We start from the raw sequence: 14,266 nt of genomic DNA, 5'->3' as shown, positions 1-14,266 counted from the left end.
TAAACTTACGTTTTGACAACGGGAGTGTCAAGGGAATTTGACCTCTGACCGGGGTCGAAACCGCGAAATACCGCACAAAAAAAACGGCAGTCCCATTTTAGACTGCCGTTTGAATGAAGCGAACGCTAAACCGAGCTTTTACTCCAGGGTTTTTGCGTCCGCCATGACTACCTGGCGCCAGGCGGTTCAGGCGAAACGGGCGGCCAGGTCGGCCTTCAGGTCTTCGACATGCTCGAGGCCGATCGCGAGGCGCACCAGTCCCTCGACGATGCCGGCCCTCGCGCGCGCCTCCGGCGTGATCCGCGCATGGGTGGTCGACGCCGGGTGGGTGACGGTCGACTTCACGTCGCCGAGGTTGGACGTGCGCGAGAACACCTCGACGCCGTCGATCAGGCGCCACGCCGCGTCGCGCCCGCCCTTAAGCACGAAGCTGACCACGGTGCCGCCGGCCTTCTGCTGGCGCTGCGCCAGCGCGTGCTGCGGATGGCTCTCGAGCCCCGGGTAGAACACGCGCTCGACCTGCGGCTGCGCCTCGAGCCAGCGCGCGATCTCTAGCGCGGTTTCGCACTGGCGCTCGACGCGCACGAACAGCGTCTCCAGCCCGGACAGCAGCGTCCACGCGTTGAACGCCGACAGGCTGGGTCCGGCGGTGCGCACGTGCAGGTAGATCGGTTCGATCAGCTTGTCGGAACCGACCACCGCGCCGCCGAGCACGCGGCCGTGGCCGTCGAGCGACTTGGTCGCCGAATGGACGACGAGGTCGGCGCCCAGCTTCAAGGGCTGCTGCAGCACCGGCGTGCAGAAGCAGTTGTCGACCACCAGCAAGGCGCCGGCGGCGTGCGCGATGTCGGCGACAGCGGCGATATCGGACAGCTCGGTCAGCGGGTTGGACGGCGTCTCGAGGAAGAACACCCGGGTATTCGGGCGGGTCGCGGCGCGCCAGGCGTCGAGGTCGGTCGCGTCGACGTAGCTGACCTCGACGCCGAACTTGGCGAGGATGCCGTTGAACAGATTGATCGTCGAGCCGAACAGGCTCTGCGACGACACGATGTGGTCGCCGGCCTTGAGCAAGGTCAGCATGGTCGCCTGGATCGCCGCCATGCCGCTGGCGGTCGCGATCGCGCGCTCGCCGCCCTCGAGCGCCGCCAGACGCTGCTGGAAGGCCGCGACGGTCGGATTGGTGAAGCGCGAATAGATGTAGCCGTCCTGCTCGCCGATGAACATCGCCGCCGCCTCGGCGGCGGTGTCGTAGGTGAAGCTGGAGGTGAGGAACAGCGCCTGGCTGTGTTCGCGGTAGTCGGAAATTTCGCGGCCGGCGCGGATGGCCAGCGTTTCGGGCCTAAGCTTGGCCGAAGGGTCTGTGTGCTGAGTCATGGCGATGTGTCGTCGCCGCCGGCTTGGCGCCGGCGGCGCTTCTAATAGGAGCGGAGCCCCTATTGTGCTCACATCAGGTTTTGCTCGGCAACGTTGAGGTTCAGGTCGACCATGCCGGAACCGGCCTCCTGGCGCGCGGCGTTGCGCGCCACTTCGAGCGCGTCGAGGTAGGCTTCGTCGATGTCGCCGGTCACGTAACGGCCGTTGAAGCACGACGATTCGAACTCGGCCAGCTTCGGGTTGGCGGCCTTGACCGCCGACACCAGCGCGTCCAGTTCCTGGTAGATCACCAGATCGGCGCCGATTTCTTTCGTCACGTCGGCCTCGCTGCGGCCGGTAGCCAGCAGTTCCTCGCGCGTCGGCATGTCGATGCCGTACACGTTCGGGAAGCGCACCGCCGGCGCGGCCGACGCGAAGTAGACCTTCTTGGCGCCGGCGTCGCGCGCCATCTGCACGATCTCGCGGCTGGTGGTGCCGCGCACGATCGAGTCGTCGACCAGGAGCACGTTGCGGCCCTTGAATTCGAAGGCGACCGGGTTGAGCTTCTGGCGCACCGACTTCTTGCGCACGCCCTGCCCCGGCATGATGAAGGTGCGGCCGATGTAGCGGTTCTTGATGAAGCCCTCGCGGTACGGCAGGCCGAGCGCGTTGGCCAGTTGCAGCGCGCTGGCGCGGCTGGTGTCCGGAATCGGCATCACGACGTCGATATCGACCTCGGGCAGCACGCGGCGCACCTTCTCGGCCAACGTTTCGCCCATGTTCAGGCGCGCCTGGTAGACCGAGGCGCCGTCGATCACCGAATCCGGGCGCGCGAAGTAGACGTACTCGAACAGGCACGGCGCAAGGCGCGTGCTCTCGGCGCACTGGCGCGCGTGGAAGTCGCCGTCGAAGGTCACGTAGACCGCCTCGCCGGGCGCGACGTCGCGCAGCAGCGAGAAGCCCGAGCAGTCGAGCGCGACCGACTCGGACGCGAACATGTATTCGGGCTTGCCGTCGACCTCGTTGGTGCCGATCACCAGCGGACGGATGCCGTTCGGGTCGCGGAACGCGACCAGGCCGAAACCGGCGATCATCGCGACCACCGCGTAGGCGCCGCGCACGCGACGGTGCACCGCCTCGACCGCACCGAATACGGCGTCGACCGGCAGCGCCTGGCCGTCGACGCGCTGCGCGATCTCGTGCGCGAACACGTTCAGCAGCACTTCCGAATCGGAGTTGGTGTTGATATGACGAAGGTCGCGGCGGTACATGTCGGCCTTCAGCTCGTCGGCGTTGGTCAGATTGCCGTTGTGCGCGAGCACGATGCCGAACGGCGAGTTGACGTAGAAGGGCTGCGCCTCGGCCAGGTTGGAGGCCGAGCCGGCTGTCGGGTAGCGCACGTGCGCGATGCCGGCGCAACCGGACAGCGAACGCATGTTGCGGGTGCGGAACACGTCGCGCACCAGGCCCGCGCCCTTGTGCATGTGGAAGCTCTTGCCGTTCGCGGTGACGATGCCCGCCGCGTCCTGGCCACGGTGTTGCAGCAGTTGCAGCCCGTCATACAGCAATTGGTTGACCGGGGACCGCCCGACGACACCTAGAATCCCACACATGGTTTGCGCCCTCTACACCAGTTTGGATAACAAAAAAGACGGAGCGAACCATAACACCCCGTCTTCTGTTCTCCCATCAGGGATAACGCACATTTTGTGCCAGCATCGGCGGCAGCCACGGCCGCAAGGACAGCGCGGCGTCCTGCAACGGCGGCGCGAGCAGCGCGTTCCGCCACATCGGCGCCTGCGGCAGGTCCGACATGCCGCCGACCAGCACCAGCGCCGTCACCAGCACCAGGCCGCGCGCCAGGCCGAACACGCCGCCGAGCAGGCGGTTCACGCCGCCGAGCCCCATGCTGTCCATCAACCCGGTCAGCGTCACCCGCAGCAGCGCGGTCGCCAGCCACACGACGAAGAATAGCAGCACGAAGGCGGCGACGAGGCGCAGGCCCTCGCCGGCGAGGTCGACCGGCAGGAAGCGCGACACCTCGGGCGCGAACTCCTTCGCGCACCACAGCGCCAACAGCCACGAGGTCAGCGACAGCACCTCGGCGATCAGCCCGCGCAGCAGCGCGACGATCACCGAACCGGCGACGACGGCGATCACGATATAGTCGAAAGCGGTCATGCGGATATCAACGCGGCACGACGATGCCGGTCACGCCGGCGCCGGCGAGTTTTCTCAGCGTCGCGTCGGCCTCGGCGCGGCTCGCGAACGGGCCGACGCGCACGCGCGTGACTTCACCCTTGCTGGTGGTGACCTTGCTGAAATGCGCCGCGACGCCGGCGGCGGCCAGACGGCTCCGGAGCGCCTCGGCCTTGGCCGGGTCGGACAGCGCGGCCAACTGGATCGCGAAACCGTTGCCACCCTTGCCTTGTTCGACAGCGGCGGGCTCGGGACGTTCGGCACGCGGCGCCGCCGGCTTGGCCGGCGCGACGTCGGCACGCCCCTCGAGGATGGCGGCAGGGTCCTTGGCGCGCGGCGCCGGCGTCGGTTCGACCCTGGGTTCCGCCTTCACGGCCGGAGCGGGTTTGGCGGCAGCCTCGGGCTTGGGCGCGGGCTTGGCTTCCGCCTGGGGCATCGGCTTGGCCGGCGGCGGCGCGACCGCTCTGGGCGACGCATCGGCCGGCGGTGCGGCGGCAGGCGGCGCAGCCGGCACTGGCGCCGGCTTGGACGCAATGGCGGGCGCCGGCGCCGCCGGCCGCGGTACGGCAGCCGGTGCGGCTGCGGGTTCCGGCGGCAGGCTGGCGACGAGCTCGGTGGCCGGTGCGGGGACGACGGCGGCCGGCGCGCTGGCGAGCGCCTCGGCCGGCGGCGGCACGACGGCCGGCTCGGACGCCAACTGGCCGGCGATCTCGACCTTCTCGGGCCGCATCGGCGCGTTCGGGATGTGGCCGAGCACATTCCACAGCACGGCGGTCGACACCAGCACCAGCGCGACCGCGCCGACCAGACGGCGCCGCGCGCGCTTGCGCAGCATGATGAGTTCTTCGTGACTGGACAGTCCTGCCATCTTGTCCTCAGCGGGCGGCCTCGCGTGCTTCGAGCACGGCGGCCACGGTATGGAATGAGCCGAATACGGTCAGTCTATCATTCTCGCCGGCGACCGATAAGGCCGCGCGCCATGCGCTTGCGACATCGTCATACACCTTGACGTCGGCGATGCCGTGCTCGGCCAACTTGGCGGCGATCGCCGCGCCGCTCTGGCCGCGCGGCATGTCGAGCCCGCCGACGTACCAGACGTCGAAGTCGCCCTTCGCCAGCTCGAGCACCGCGTCGACGTCCTTGTCCGACAGCATCGAGAACACCGCGATGCGGTTCTGCGCGAACGGCAGGCGACGCAGGCTGTCGACCATCGCGCGTACCGCGTGCGGGTTGTGGCCGACGTCGAGCACCACCTGCGGGCGGCCCGGCAGCACCTGGAAGCGGCCCGGCCAGTCGACCTCCAGCAAGCCCTGCTTGACCGCGCCCTGCCCGACCGGCAGGCGCAGCTTCAGGCAGTCGAGCGCCGCCAGCGCCGCCGACGCGTTGGAAAGCTGGTAGGCGCCGCGCAGCGCCGGGAACGGCAGCGAATGGCGGTGCTGCTCGCCGATCCAGAACGACCACTGCTGCTCGAGCCGGGTGTAGCCGAAGTCGGCGCCGATGCACTTGAGCTCGGCGCCGATGGCGCGCGCGTGCTCGATCAGGCTTTGCGGCGGGTTCGGGTCGGCGCAGATCGCCGGCTTGCCGGCGCGGAAGATGCCGGCCTTCTCGAAGCCGATCGCCTCGCGCGTGTCGCCGAGGTAGGCCTGGTGGTCGATGTCGACGCTGACCACCACCGCCACGTCCGGCTCGAACACATTGACCGCGTCGAGCCGGCCGCCGAGGCCGACCTCCATGATCGCGACGTCGACGCCGGCGTCGACGAAGGCCTTCATCGCGGCCAGCGTGCCGAATTCGAAATAGGTCAGCGTGGTGTCGCCGCGCGCCGCCTCGATCGCGGCGAAACTCTCGACGATCGCCTCGTCGCTGGCGGGCGCGAGGTCGATCGCGACGCGTTCGTTGTAGCGGCTGATGTGCGGCGAGGTGTAGGTACCGACCTTGTAGCCGGCGCGCACCAGCATGGTCGACAGCATCGCGCACACCGAGCCCTTGCCGTTGGTGCCGCCGACGGTAATGACGGGGAAGGTCGGCGCGAGCGCCATCGCGTCGCGCACGCGCGCGACGCGCGCCAGGCCCATGTCGATGGCCGAGACGTGCAGCGCCTCGAGGTGGGAGAGCCAGTCGTCCAGCGTTTTGAGCGTATCAGTCATGCGTATCCTGAATCGGAAGGGAGTCGGGAGGGTCGGCGAACCAGCGCGCGTAGACGGCCAGCGCGCGCAGCGCCTCGGGATCGGCCGAGTCGGGCAGCAGCATCAGTCCGAGCGGTCCGACCTCGCTGTCGAGGCGCAGCGCGATCAGCCACGGCCACACCACGGTGTCGGGCGCGAGCCGCGCCGCGAACGCGCGGCCGGCGACGACGACCGTCAGCTCGCCTCGGGGCCCGACCTCGAGCCGCGCGACGCGGCGCGCGCCGGGCAGCCAGCCGTCGGCGCGCAAGGTCCAGTACAGGCTCGCCGGCAAGGGCAAGAGGCTCGGCCAACCTTGCGGCCAGACCGCCAGCACCGCGAACAGCCAGAAACCGTGCAGCGCCAGCGCCGCCGCGAGCCAGCGCCGCGACGGCCGCGGCACGACGGCGAAGGGCGGGACGCGGCGCGACGCGCGCACGGCGGGGTCTTACAGCTCGCCGGCCGGGCTGTTCATGATGTCGTCGTCGACGCTGTCGATGACGGTCGAGTGGATCTCGACGTCGAACCACTCCCAGAAGGTTTTCAGCGAGCGGTCCTGCGGCCACAGCGCTTCGTCCTCGTACCAGCTGGCCAGTTCCATCTTGAACAATTGCTCGTAGATTTCGTCGATGTAGGACACCGCCTCCTCGGGCTCGGCGAACTCGGGCAGGAGGATCACGGTGCAGTCGGCGCGCAGGCTCTCGAGGCTGAGATCCATGTCGTTGCCGGGCACGGCGTTCAGCCAGGCCATGAACGGCTCCTTGGGCTTGACGACGGCGACGGAACGGTCAACGAAATACATGGCGGCATCCTTATATAGGGTCACGCGGTGGGTCGGAACGGGGCGGCCGGGCCGCCCGCGTCGGGCACCGGATTGTAACAGCCGGCGGCGGCGGCGGGCGAGGCGGCGGGCGCCCCACCCCCTCATGGTAGAATGCGGGTCTTTGCATTAGTACGACGGAATTTTCGGCATGGCGCTGTTGACGGTTGAGAAGGCGGCTCTGGCATTCGGCCATGTGCCGTTGCTGGACAATGTGGATTTCGCGCTCGAGCCGGGCGAGGTGGTCGGCCTGATCGGCCGCAACGGCGCGGGCAAGTCGTCGCTCCTGAAGGCGATCGCCGGCGCGGTCAAACTCGACGACGGCCGCGTGGTCGCGCGCAACGACGTCAAGATCGCCTACGTGCCGCAGGAACCGGTGTTCGACCTCGAGCACACGGTGTTCGAGGCGGTCGCCGAAGGCCTCGGCGACGTGAAGGCGCTGCTCACCGACTACCACAAGGCGACGCAAAGGTTGGCCGAGCCCGGCGCCGACCACGAGGCGGCGCTGGCCGACATCGAGCGGCTGCAGCACGCGCTCGAAGCCGCCAACGGCTGGCAGTTCGACGCGCTGATCGCCGCCACCCTCACCCACCTGGGCCTTGACGCCGACGTGCGCGTCGGCGAGCTGTCCGGCGGCTGGAAAAAACGCGTCGCGCTGGCGCGCGCGCTGGCCGCCAAGCCGGACATCCTGCTCTTGGACGAGCCGACCAACCACCTCGACGTCGCGGCGATCGAATGGCTCGAATCGCTGCTCAAGGCGTTTTCCGGCAGCGTGCTGCTGATCACCCACGACCGGCGCTTCCTCGACAACGTCGCGACCCGCATCGTCGAACTCGACCGCGGCGTGCTCAGGAGCTATCCGGGCAGCTTCTCCGCCTACCAGACGCGCAAGGCCGAGGAGTTGGCGGTCGAGGAAGAGCAGAACCGCGTGTTCGACAAGTTCCACGCGCAGGAAGAGGTGTGGATCCGCAAGGGCATCGAGGCGCGCCGCACCCGCAACGAGGGCCGCGTGCGCCGCCTCGAGCAGATCCGGCGCGAACGCGCCGCGCGCCGCGAGCGCGTCGGCCAGGTCAACTTCCAGCTCGACCCGGGCGAGCGCTCGGGCAAGCTGGTCGCCGAACTCGAACACGTCGGCAAGGGCTACGAGGGCCGCACGCTGATCCGCGACTTCACCAGCCGCATCCTGCGCGGCGACAAGATCGGCCTGATCGGCCCGAACGGCGCCGGCAAGACCACGCTGTTGAAGCTGATCCTCGGCGAGCTCGAGCCGGACAGCGGCAGCATCAAGCGCGGCACCAAGCTCGAGATCGCCTACTTCGACCAGTTCCGCGAACAGCTCGACGAGGAGATGAGCGTCGCCGACGTGATCAGCCAGGGCAACGACTTCGTCGAGATCGGCGGGCAGAAGAAGCATGTGATGAGCTACCTGGAGGACTTCCTGTTCGACCCGGCGCGCGCGCGCAGCCCGGTCAAGTCCCTGTCCGGCGGCGAGCGCAACCGGCTGTTGCTGGCGCGCCTCTTCACCCGCCCGGCCAACGTGCTGGTGCTCGACGAGCCGACCAACGACCTGGACATCGACACGCTCGAATTGCTGGAGGACGTGCTCGGCCAGTACAGCGGCACAGTGTTCCTCGTCAGCCACGACCGCGCCTTCCTCGACAACGTCGTCACCCAGGTGATCGCCTTCGAGGGCGACGGGCAGCTCAACGAATACCCGGGCGGCTACCAGGACTGGGTCGACACCCGCGCGCGCATGGCGGCGATGAAGCCAGCCGAGAAGAAGAAGGAGGCGCCCTCGGCCAACGTCGAGAAGCCGGCGCGCGAAAAGCCCAAATCGAACAAGCTGTCGTTCAACGAGAAGCGCGAACTCGAACGCCTGCCGGACGAGATCGCCGCGCTGGAGGCCGAACAGGCCGAGCTGACCGAGAAGCTGATCGACCCGAACGCCTACCGCGACACGCCGCAGGAGGCGCGCGGCTGGCAGGCGCGCATCGACCAGATCGACGAGCTCCTGCTCGACAAGCTCGCGCGCTGGGAGGAACTCGAGGCCAAGACGCAATGAAGCGCCGCGCCGCGCTGTTCGCGCTGGCGGCGACGCTGGCCGCCTGCACCACGGCCCCGGTCCGCAAGCCGACGGCGCGACCGCGGCCGCGCGCGCCGGTCGCGCTGTCGAACCTCAGCGCCGACGGCGCCGGCCGCGAGATCCTGATGTATACGCTGGGCCTGCTCGACCTCGACTACAAGTTCGGCGGCGCCAACCCCGAGGCGGGGCTCGACTGCAGCGGCATGGTCGCCTACATCTACCAGAACGCGGTCGGCGTGAAACTGCCGCACAACGCCGCGCAGATCGCCCGGCTCGGCCGACCGGTCGGCATCGACGAACTGCGGGTCGGCGACCTGGTGTTCTTCAACACGCTGGGGCGGCCGTTCTCGCACATGGGGCTTTTCATCGGCGACGGCAAGTTCGTGCACGCGCCGCGCAGCAACAGCACCATCCGCGCCGAGTACCTGTCCAACCCCTACTTCGCCGCGCGCTACGAGGGCGCGCGCACGCTGTTCGGCTGAAAGTCTGGCCGTAACCGAGCGAGGCCAGCGAAGCGTCGCGCACACCCCGCCGACAAGGAAAAAGCCGCCCGAGGGCGGCTTTTTGCGTGACGACGTTGGCCGAGCTCACTTCAGCACGGCGGCCACCGCGCTGGCGACGGCGTCGATGTTGCGGCTATTCAGCGCGGCGACGCAGATGCGGCCGGTCGACACGGCGTAGATGCCGTGCTGTTCGCGCAGCACGTCGACCTGGGCTGCGCTCAGCCCCGAGTACGAGAACATGCCGCGCTGCGCCTTCACGAAGCCGAAGTCGCCGGCGCCGAGGGCGGCCAGCTTGTCGACCAGCTGGGTGCGCATCAATTTAATACGATCGCGCATCTCGCCCAGTTCCGCTTCCCACATCGCGCGCAGTTCCGGGCTGTTCAGCACGGTGGCGACGACGGTGCCGCCGTGGGTCGGCGGGTTCGAGTAGTTGGTGCGGATCACGCGCTTGACCTGCGACAGCACGCGGGCCGACTCGTCCTTGTTCTGGGTGACGATGGAGATCGCGCCGACGCGCTCGCCGTACAGCGAGAACGACTTCGAGAACGAGCTGGACACGAAGAAGGACAGGCCCGAGTCGGCGAACAGGCGCACGGCCGCGCCGTCCTCCTCGATGCCGTCGGCGAAGCCCTGGTAGGCCATGTCGAGGAAGGGGATCAGGTCCTTCTCTTTGCACACGGCGACCACCTGCTGCCACTGCTCGGTGGTGAGGTCGACGCCGGTCGGGTTGTGGCAGCAGGCGTGCAGCACGACGACCGACTTGGCCGGCAGCGCGGCGAGCGCAGCCAGCATGCCGGCGAAGTTCACGCCGTGGGTCTCGGCGTCGTAGTAGCGGTAGTTGACGACCGGGAAGCCGGCCGATTCGAACAGCGCGCGGTGGTTTTCCCAGCTCGGGTCGCTGATGGCGACGGTGGCGTCCGGCACCAGGCGCTTGATGAAGTCGGCGCCGATCTTCAGCGCGCCGGTGCCGCCCAGGGCCTGGGCGGTGACCACGCGGCCGTCGGCCAGCAGCGCGGAATCCTTGCCGAACAGCAGCTCCTGCACGGCCTTGTCGTAGGCGGCGATGCCCTCGATCGGCAGGTAGCCGCGCGGCGCGGCCGCTTCCAGGCGAGCCTGCTCGGCGGCTTTCACGGCGCGCAGCAGCGGGATTTTGCCTTCGTCGGTGAAGTACACGCCCACGCCCAGGTTCACCTTGGTGGCACGGGTGTCGGCGTTGAAGGCCTCGTTCAGGCCGAGGATCGGGTCGCGCGGGGCGAGCTCAACGGAAGCAAACAGAGTCATTTCGGGTCTCTTTGGTCTTTTGGAACAGGTCAGGGCACGCCGCCGGACGAGGGCGCGCCGTCGAACAAAACCCGATTGTAGCGCGCATTGCGCGCGCCGTGCTCAGGGATGGCCAGCATTCCCGGCGCGGCGCGCGCCGACGAGCTTGCCGGCGGCGCGCGCATCGTCTATATCCGGGACTCCCTCCGGTCGATTCGAGGAAACCGCCATGAAATCCCGCCTGTCCCTGCTCGCGCTGCTGGCCGCCCCCTTGAGCGCGTTCGCCTTCCACTGCCCCGCCGACATGGCCAAGATCGACGCCGCGCTCGCGAAGAACCCGCCGCTGAGCGCCGAGCAGTTGGCCGAGGTCAAGAAGCTGCGCGCCGACGGCGAGGCGCTGCACAAGGCCGGCAAGCACCAGGAGTCGGTCGACACGCTCGCGCGCGCGATGAAGCTGCTCAAGATCTGAGCGCGCCGCCGAAAATCCCACGCCATCCCATCCGTAAGGCTACGGACAGCGCACCGTAGCCTTACGAATTTTCGCCGCCGCGCCAGCCGGCTAAGCTGGCCGCCTGATACCGAAGTGCCGAGCGCGCGCTCGTCCGCCCCGCCGTTTCCCCTGCCCCGACGCTTGCGCCCGCCCGGCGCCGCCCCATCCGGAACCCGCCGGCCGACGACGCGCGCGCCGCACGCCACGCTTTCACTTCCCCGAGGATTTTCATGGACCCTCTGCTCTACCAGGTTGAAGACCGGCCGCCGGCGGCGCTGTCTTGGCTTCTGGCCGCCCAGCACCTCTTGGCGGCGCTCGGCGGCATCATCGCGGTGCCGCTGGTGGTCGGCGGCGTACTCAAGCTGCCGACCGACCAGACCGTCGCGCTGGTGAACGCCGCGCTCTTGGTGTCCGGCGTCGTCACCATCGTCCAGTGCCGCGGCGCCGGCCCGATCGGCATCAAGCTGCCGTGCGTGATGGGCACCAGCTTCACCTTCGTCGCCGCGGCGATCGCGGTCGGCTTCGAGCACGGCGTCGCCGGCATCATGGGCTCGGCGCTGGCCGGCTCGATGGTGATGATTATCGGCAGCTTCTTCATGCCGCAGATCCGCGCGCTGTTCCCGCCGGTCGTCACCGGCACCGTGGTGACCATGATCGGCCTGTCGCTGATCCCGGTCGCGGTCGACTGGTTCGCCGGCGGCCAGGTCGGCAGCCCGGGCTACGCTGCCCCGGCCAACCTCGGCGTCGCCTTCGGCGTGCTGGCGCTGGTGATCGGCCTGGTGCAGTGGGGCCGCGGCATCTTTTCGGCCGCCGCGATCGTGATCGGCATGATCGCCGGCTACCTCGTTTGTCTGGCGCTGGGCAAGGTCGACTTCGCGCCGGTCGTCGCGGCGCAAACCTTCGCGGTGCCGCAGCCGCTGCACTTCGGCCTCGCCTTCCCGGTGTCGGGCATCGTCGGCATGGCCATCGCCTACCTGGTGACCATCGTCGAGTCGACCGGCAACTTCCTCGCACTGGGCGCCGCGACCCGGACGCCGATGAGCGGCGAGCGGATGGCGCGCGGCATCCTGTGCGACGGCGTCGGCTCGGCGCTGGCGGCGCTGATGTCGACCACGCCGTTCTCGTCGTTCGCGCAGAACATCGGCGTGGTGTCGCTGACCGGCGTCGCCAGCCGCCACGTGGTCGCGCTGACCGGCGCGCTGCTGGTGCTCGCCGGCCTGTTTCCGGTGTTCGGCGCGCTGATCGTCACCATCCCGCTGCCGGTGCTCGGCGGTGCCGGGCTGATGATGTTCGCGACCATCGTCGCCGCCGGCGTGCAGATGCTCGGCCGCGTCGAGCACAACAAGCGCAACGGCGTGATCATCGCCGTCGCGATCGGCTGCGGCATGGCGGTGACGGTACGCCCGGAACTGCTCGCCCGGCTGCCAGCCTTCGTCAGGGAGGTCTTCGCGTCGGGCATCACCGCCGGCTCGCTGGTCGCGCTGGCGCTGAACCTGATCCTGCCGGGCCGGCCGACCGCATTCGACGACGCGCACGCCGCCGAGGACTTCGACACGCCCGCCGGGGAGCGCGCCTGAGGCCGCGCCCGCCGCCTAAAAGCGCCCTGGCGGGCGCTTTTTTTATGACGGTCATTGGCGTTTTTTACATTGCAGAAAAACGCGTGATTCCACCGCGAAAAGCGAGGGGCAACCCGAGCGGACATCCGTAGAACTACGGATCAGGCGGCGTATTCCTACGAATGTTCACCCCGATGACGGCGGGAGTACCTTTTCAGCCACGGTAAACATCCTGTCGACAGACCGGACGCGGCCAAGGTCCACAAGAAGACCGACGGGCCGACCGGGTACCCGAGGCGTTTGCGCGACAAAGGCAACGCCCGACAACAAAACCATGGGCACACTGGAGAACACTGCAATGAGCAAACTGCTTTACGGCGTCGAAGACAAACCGCCTGTCCTCACTTCCATCGTTTTGGCCGCCCAGCACCTTCTGGCTGCGCTGGGTGGCATCATCGCCGTGCCGCTAGTGGTCGGCGGCGCGCTCAAGCTGCCGGCCGACCAGGTCGTCGCGCTGATCAACGCGGCGCTGTTGGGCTCCGGCATTGTCACCTTCATCCAGTGCCGCGGCGTCGGTCCGATCGGCATCCGCCTGCCCTGCGTGATGGGCACCTCGTTCGCCTTCGTTGGCGCGGCGATCAGCGTCGGCCTGTCGGGCGGCGTGCCGGCCATCCTCGGCTCCTCGCTGGTCGGCTCGCTGGTGATGATCGTCGGCAGCTTCTTCATGCCGCAGATCCGCAAGCTGTTCCCGCACGCGGTGACCGGCACCGTGGTGACCATGATCGGCCTGTCGCTGGTGCCGGTGGCGCTCAATTGGGCCGCCGACAGCTTCGGCCCGAACCCGAACGACCCGGGCAACCTCGCGATCGCCGCCTTCGTGCTGGTGACCGTGATCGCGCTGGTGCAGTTCGGCAAGGGCATCGTGTCGGCGTCCGCCGTCGTGCTCGGCATCCTGATCGGCTACATCGTCTGCCTGGCGCTCGGCATGATCAGCTTCGAGCAGGTCGAGAAGGCCAGCGTGTTCGCGCTGCCGCAGCCGTTCCACTTCGGCATGACCTTCCCGATCGCCGGCATCGTCGCGATGTCGATCGCCTTCATGGTGACCATCGTCGAGACCACCGGCTCCTTCATGGCGCTGGGCGCGGCCACCGAGACCAAGATCACCGGCAAGCGCCTGTCCGCCGGCATCCTGTGCGACGGCGTCGGCTCGGCGCTCGCCTCGGTCGTGTCGGCGCCGCCGGTGTCCACCTTCGCGCAGAACGTCGGCGTGGTGTCGCTGACCGGCATCGCCAGCCGCTTCGTGGTCGCGATCACCGGCGTGATGCTGATCCTGGCCGGCCTGTTCCCGAAAGTCGGCGCGCTGATCGTCACCATCCCGAAACCGGTGCTCGGCGGCGCGGGCCTGATGATGTTCTCGATGATCATCTCCGCCGGCATCGGCATGCTGAGCCGCGTCGAACAGACCAAGCGCAACAGCCTGATCATCGCCGTCGCCGTCGGCTGCGGCCTGGCGGTGACCGTCAAGCCGGAACTGCTGTCGAAGATGCCGCACTTCATCCAGGAAGTCTTCCATTCGGGCATCACCATGGGCGCGCTGGTCGCCGTGGTGCTGAACCTGGTGCTGCCGGGCCGCGAAATCGCCGACGAGGAAGAACACGAAGAAGAGGCCGCTCCGCAGCTGGCCCGCGAAACGGCGTGATCCCAGCCATGCCAGACCGACACCCCGCCCAGGCGGGGTGTTTTTTGGTTCTTCACGGATTCCCGGGGAAAGCGGCCCTGATCTTCAGGAAGAAGTACTCGCTGTCCCGGTAGCCATAGGCCATGCGCTTCATCACCTTGA

General features: G+C 68.5%; 14 protein-coding genes. 5 read left to right on the top strand and 9 right to left on the bottom strand.

Annotated elements, in window-relative coordinates; genetic code table 11:
- Positions 1-186: 186 nt before the first annotated feature.
- The 7 genes from EV683_RS07560 to EV683_RS07530 form a co-directional block, all read right to left on the bottom strand.
- Complete coding sequence (locus EV683_RS07560) at positions 187-1,374, bottom strand: O-succinylhomoserine sulfhydrylase (RefSeq protein ID WP_131862378.1); 1,188 nt, start codon at positions 1,372-1,374, stop codon at positions 187-189.
- A 68-nt stretch (positions 1,375-1,442) separates the two neighbouring features.
- A complete protein-coding gene (gene purF, locus EV683_RS07555) occupies positions 1,443-2,966 on the bottom strand; it encodes an amidophosphoribosyltransferase (RefSeq protein ID WP_066609830.1) in 1,524 nt (507 codons plus the stop codon).
- A gap of 76 nt (positions 2,967-3,042) precedes the next feature.
- A complete protein-coding gene (locus tag EV683_RS07550; RefSeq protein WP_066609832.1) occupies positions 3,043-3,534 on the bottom strand; it encodes a CvpA family protein in 492 nt (163 codons plus the stop codon).
- 7 nt (positions 3,535-3,541) lie between these two features.
- Positions 3,542-4,420 (bottom strand): SPOR domain-containing protein, encoded by an 879-nt coding sequence (locus EV683_RS07545; RefSeq protein WP_131862377.1) that lies wholly within the window; start codon positions 4,418-4,420, stop codon positions 3,542-3,544.
- 7 nt (positions 4,421-4,427) lie between these two features.
- Entirely contained in the window at positions 4,428-5,699 is a 1,272-nt protein-coding gene (folC, locus tag EV683_RS07540) for a bifunctional tetrahydrofolate synthase/dihydrofolate synthase (protein WP_131862376.1), read from the bottom strand.
- Positions 5,692-6,153 carry a protein YgfX gene (locus EV683_RS07535; RefSeq protein ID WP_131862375.1) on the bottom strand — a complete coding sequence of 154 codons (462 nt, stop codon included), beginning with the start codon at positions 6,151-6,153 and terminating at the stop codon, positions 5,692-5,694. Before EV683_RS07535 ends, folC begins: the two co-directional genes overlap by 8 nt.
- Before the next feature lie 9 nt (positions 6,154-6,162).
- Positions 6,163-6,516, bottom strand: coding sequence for a hypothetical protein (locus tag EV683_RS07530; RefSeq protein ID WP_066609838.1), 354 nt, complete (start codon positions 6,514-6,516; stop codon positions 6,163-6,165).
- A 169-nt stretch (positions 6,517-6,685) separates the two neighbouring features.
- Between EV683_RS07530 and EV683_RS07525 the strand changes: the two genes are divergently transcribed.
- A complete protein-coding gene (locus EV683_RS07525) occupies positions 6,686-8,596 on the top strand; it encodes an ATP-binding cassette domain-containing protein (RefSeq protein WP_131862374.1) in 1,911 nt (636 codons plus the stop codon).
- Positions 8,593-9,099 carry a C40 family peptidase gene (locus EV683_RS07520; RefSeq protein WP_066609844.1) on the top strand — a complete coding sequence of 169 codons (507 nt, stop codon included), beginning with the start codon at positions 8,593-8,595 and terminating at the stop codon, positions 9,097-9,099. Before EV683_RS07525 ends, EV683_RS07520 begins: the two co-directional genes overlap by 4 nt.
- Before the next feature lie 105 nt (positions 9,100-9,204).
- Here the strand turns inward: EV683_RS07520 and EV683_RS07515 are convergent, their stop codons facing one another.
- The gene (locus EV683_RS07515; protein WP_131862373.1) at positions 9,205-10,401 is read right to left on the bottom strand and encodes an amino acid aminotransferase; all 1,197 of its coding nucleotides are present in this window, start codon (positions 10,399-10,401) and stop codon (positions 9,205-9,207) included.
- A gap of 29 nt (positions 10,402-10,430) precedes the next feature.
- The gene (locus EV683_RS14705) at positions 10,431-10,565 is read right to left on the bottom strand and encodes a hypothetical protein (protein ID WP_279432278.1); all 135 of its coding nucleotides are present in this window, start codon (positions 10,563-10,565) and stop codon (positions 10,431-10,433) included.
- Positions 10,566-10,609: 44 nt separating this feature from the next.
- Between EV683_RS14705 and EV683_RS07510 the strand changes: the two genes are divergently transcribed.
- The 3 genes from EV683_RS07510 (at position 10,610) to EV683_RS07500 (ending at position 14,125) form a co-directional block, all read left to right on the top strand.
- A complete protein-coding gene (locus tag EV683_RS07510) occupies positions 10,610-10,849 on the top strand; it encodes a hypothetical protein (protein ID WP_131862372.1) in 240 nt (79 codons plus the stop codon).
- A 251-nt stretch (positions 10,850-11,100) separates the two neighbouring features.
- Positions 11,101-12,447: a nucleobase:cation symporter-2 family protein gene (locus EV683_RS07505; protein ID WP_131862371.1), complete on the top strand. Its 1,347-nt coding sequence runs from the start codon at positions 11,101-11,103 to the stop codon at positions 12,445-12,447.
- A gap of 337 nt (positions 12,448-12,784) precedes the next feature.
- Positions 12,785-14,125 (top strand): nucleobase:cation symporter-2 family protein, encoded by a 1,341-nt coding sequence (locus EV683_RS07500; protein WP_066609850.1) that lies wholly within the window; start codon positions 12,785-12,787, stop codon positions 14,123-14,125.
- Positions 14,126-14,266: the final 141 nt, after the last annotated feature.

It is taken from the genome of Crenobacter luteus (assembly GCF_004345725.1).
Lineage (GTDB): Bacteria > Pseudomonadota > Gammaproteobacteria > Burkholderiales > Chromobacteriaceae > Crenobacter > Crenobacter luteus.
This window is presented reverse-complemented; position numbering and strand designations above follow the sequence as displayed.

Excerpts from the sequence above, each read along its gene's own strand:
- EV683_RS07525 (WP_131862374.1), top strand. The coding sequence starts at position 6,686 with ATGGCGCTGTTGACGGTTGAGAAGGCGGCTCTGGCATTCGGCCATGTG.
- folC (WP_131862376.1), bottom strand. The coding sequence starts at position 5,699 with ATGACTGATACGCTCAAAACGCTGGACGACTGGCTCTCCCACCTCGAG.
- EV683_RS07550 (WP_066609832.1), bottom strand. The coding sequence starts at position 3,534 with ATGACCGCTTTCGACTATATCGTGATCGCCGTCGTCGCCGGTTCGGTG.
- EV683_RS07520 (WP_066609844.1), top strand. The coding sequence starts at position 8,593 with ATGAAGCGCCGCGCCGCGCTGTTCGCGCTGGCGGCGACGCTGGCCGCC.
- EV683_RS07500 (WP_066609850.1), top strand. The coding sequence starts at position 12,785 with ATGAGCAAACTGCTTTACGGCGTCGAAGACAAACCGCCTGTCCTCACT.
- EV683_RS07530 (WP_066609838.1), bottom strand. The coding sequence starts at position 6,516 with ATGTATTTCGTTGACCGTTCCGTCGCCGTCGTCAAGCCCAAGGAGCCG.
- EV683_RS14705 (WP_279432278.1), bottom strand. The coding sequence starts at position 10,565 with ATGCGCGCGCCGCCGGCAAGCTCGTCGGCGCGCGCCGCGCCGGGAATG.
- purF (WP_066609830.1), bottom strand. The coding sequence starts at position 2,966 with ATGTGTGGGATTCTAGGTGTCGTCGGGCGGTCCCCGGTCAACCAATTG.
- EV683_RS07560 (WP_131862378.1), bottom strand. The coding sequence starts at position 1,374 with ATGACTCAGCACACAGACCCTTCGGCCAAGCTTAGGCCCGAAACGCTG.
- EV683_RS07545 (WP_131862377.1), bottom strand. The coding sequence starts at position 4,420 with ATGGCAGGACTGTCCAGTCACGAAGAACTCATCATGCTGCGCAAGCGC.
- EV683_RS07515 (WP_131862373.1), bottom strand. The coding sequence starts at position 10,401 with ATGACTCTGTTTGCTTCCGTTGAGCTCGCCCCGCGCGACCCGATCCTC.
- EV683_RS07510 (WP_131862372.1), top strand. The coding sequence starts at position 10,610 with ATGAAATCCCGCCTGTCCCTGCTCGCGCTGCTGGCCGCCCCCTTGAGC.
- EV683_RS07505 (WP_131862371.1), top strand. The coding sequence starts at position 11,101 with ATGGACCCTCTGCTCTACCAGGTTGAAGACCGGCCGCCGGCGGCGCTG.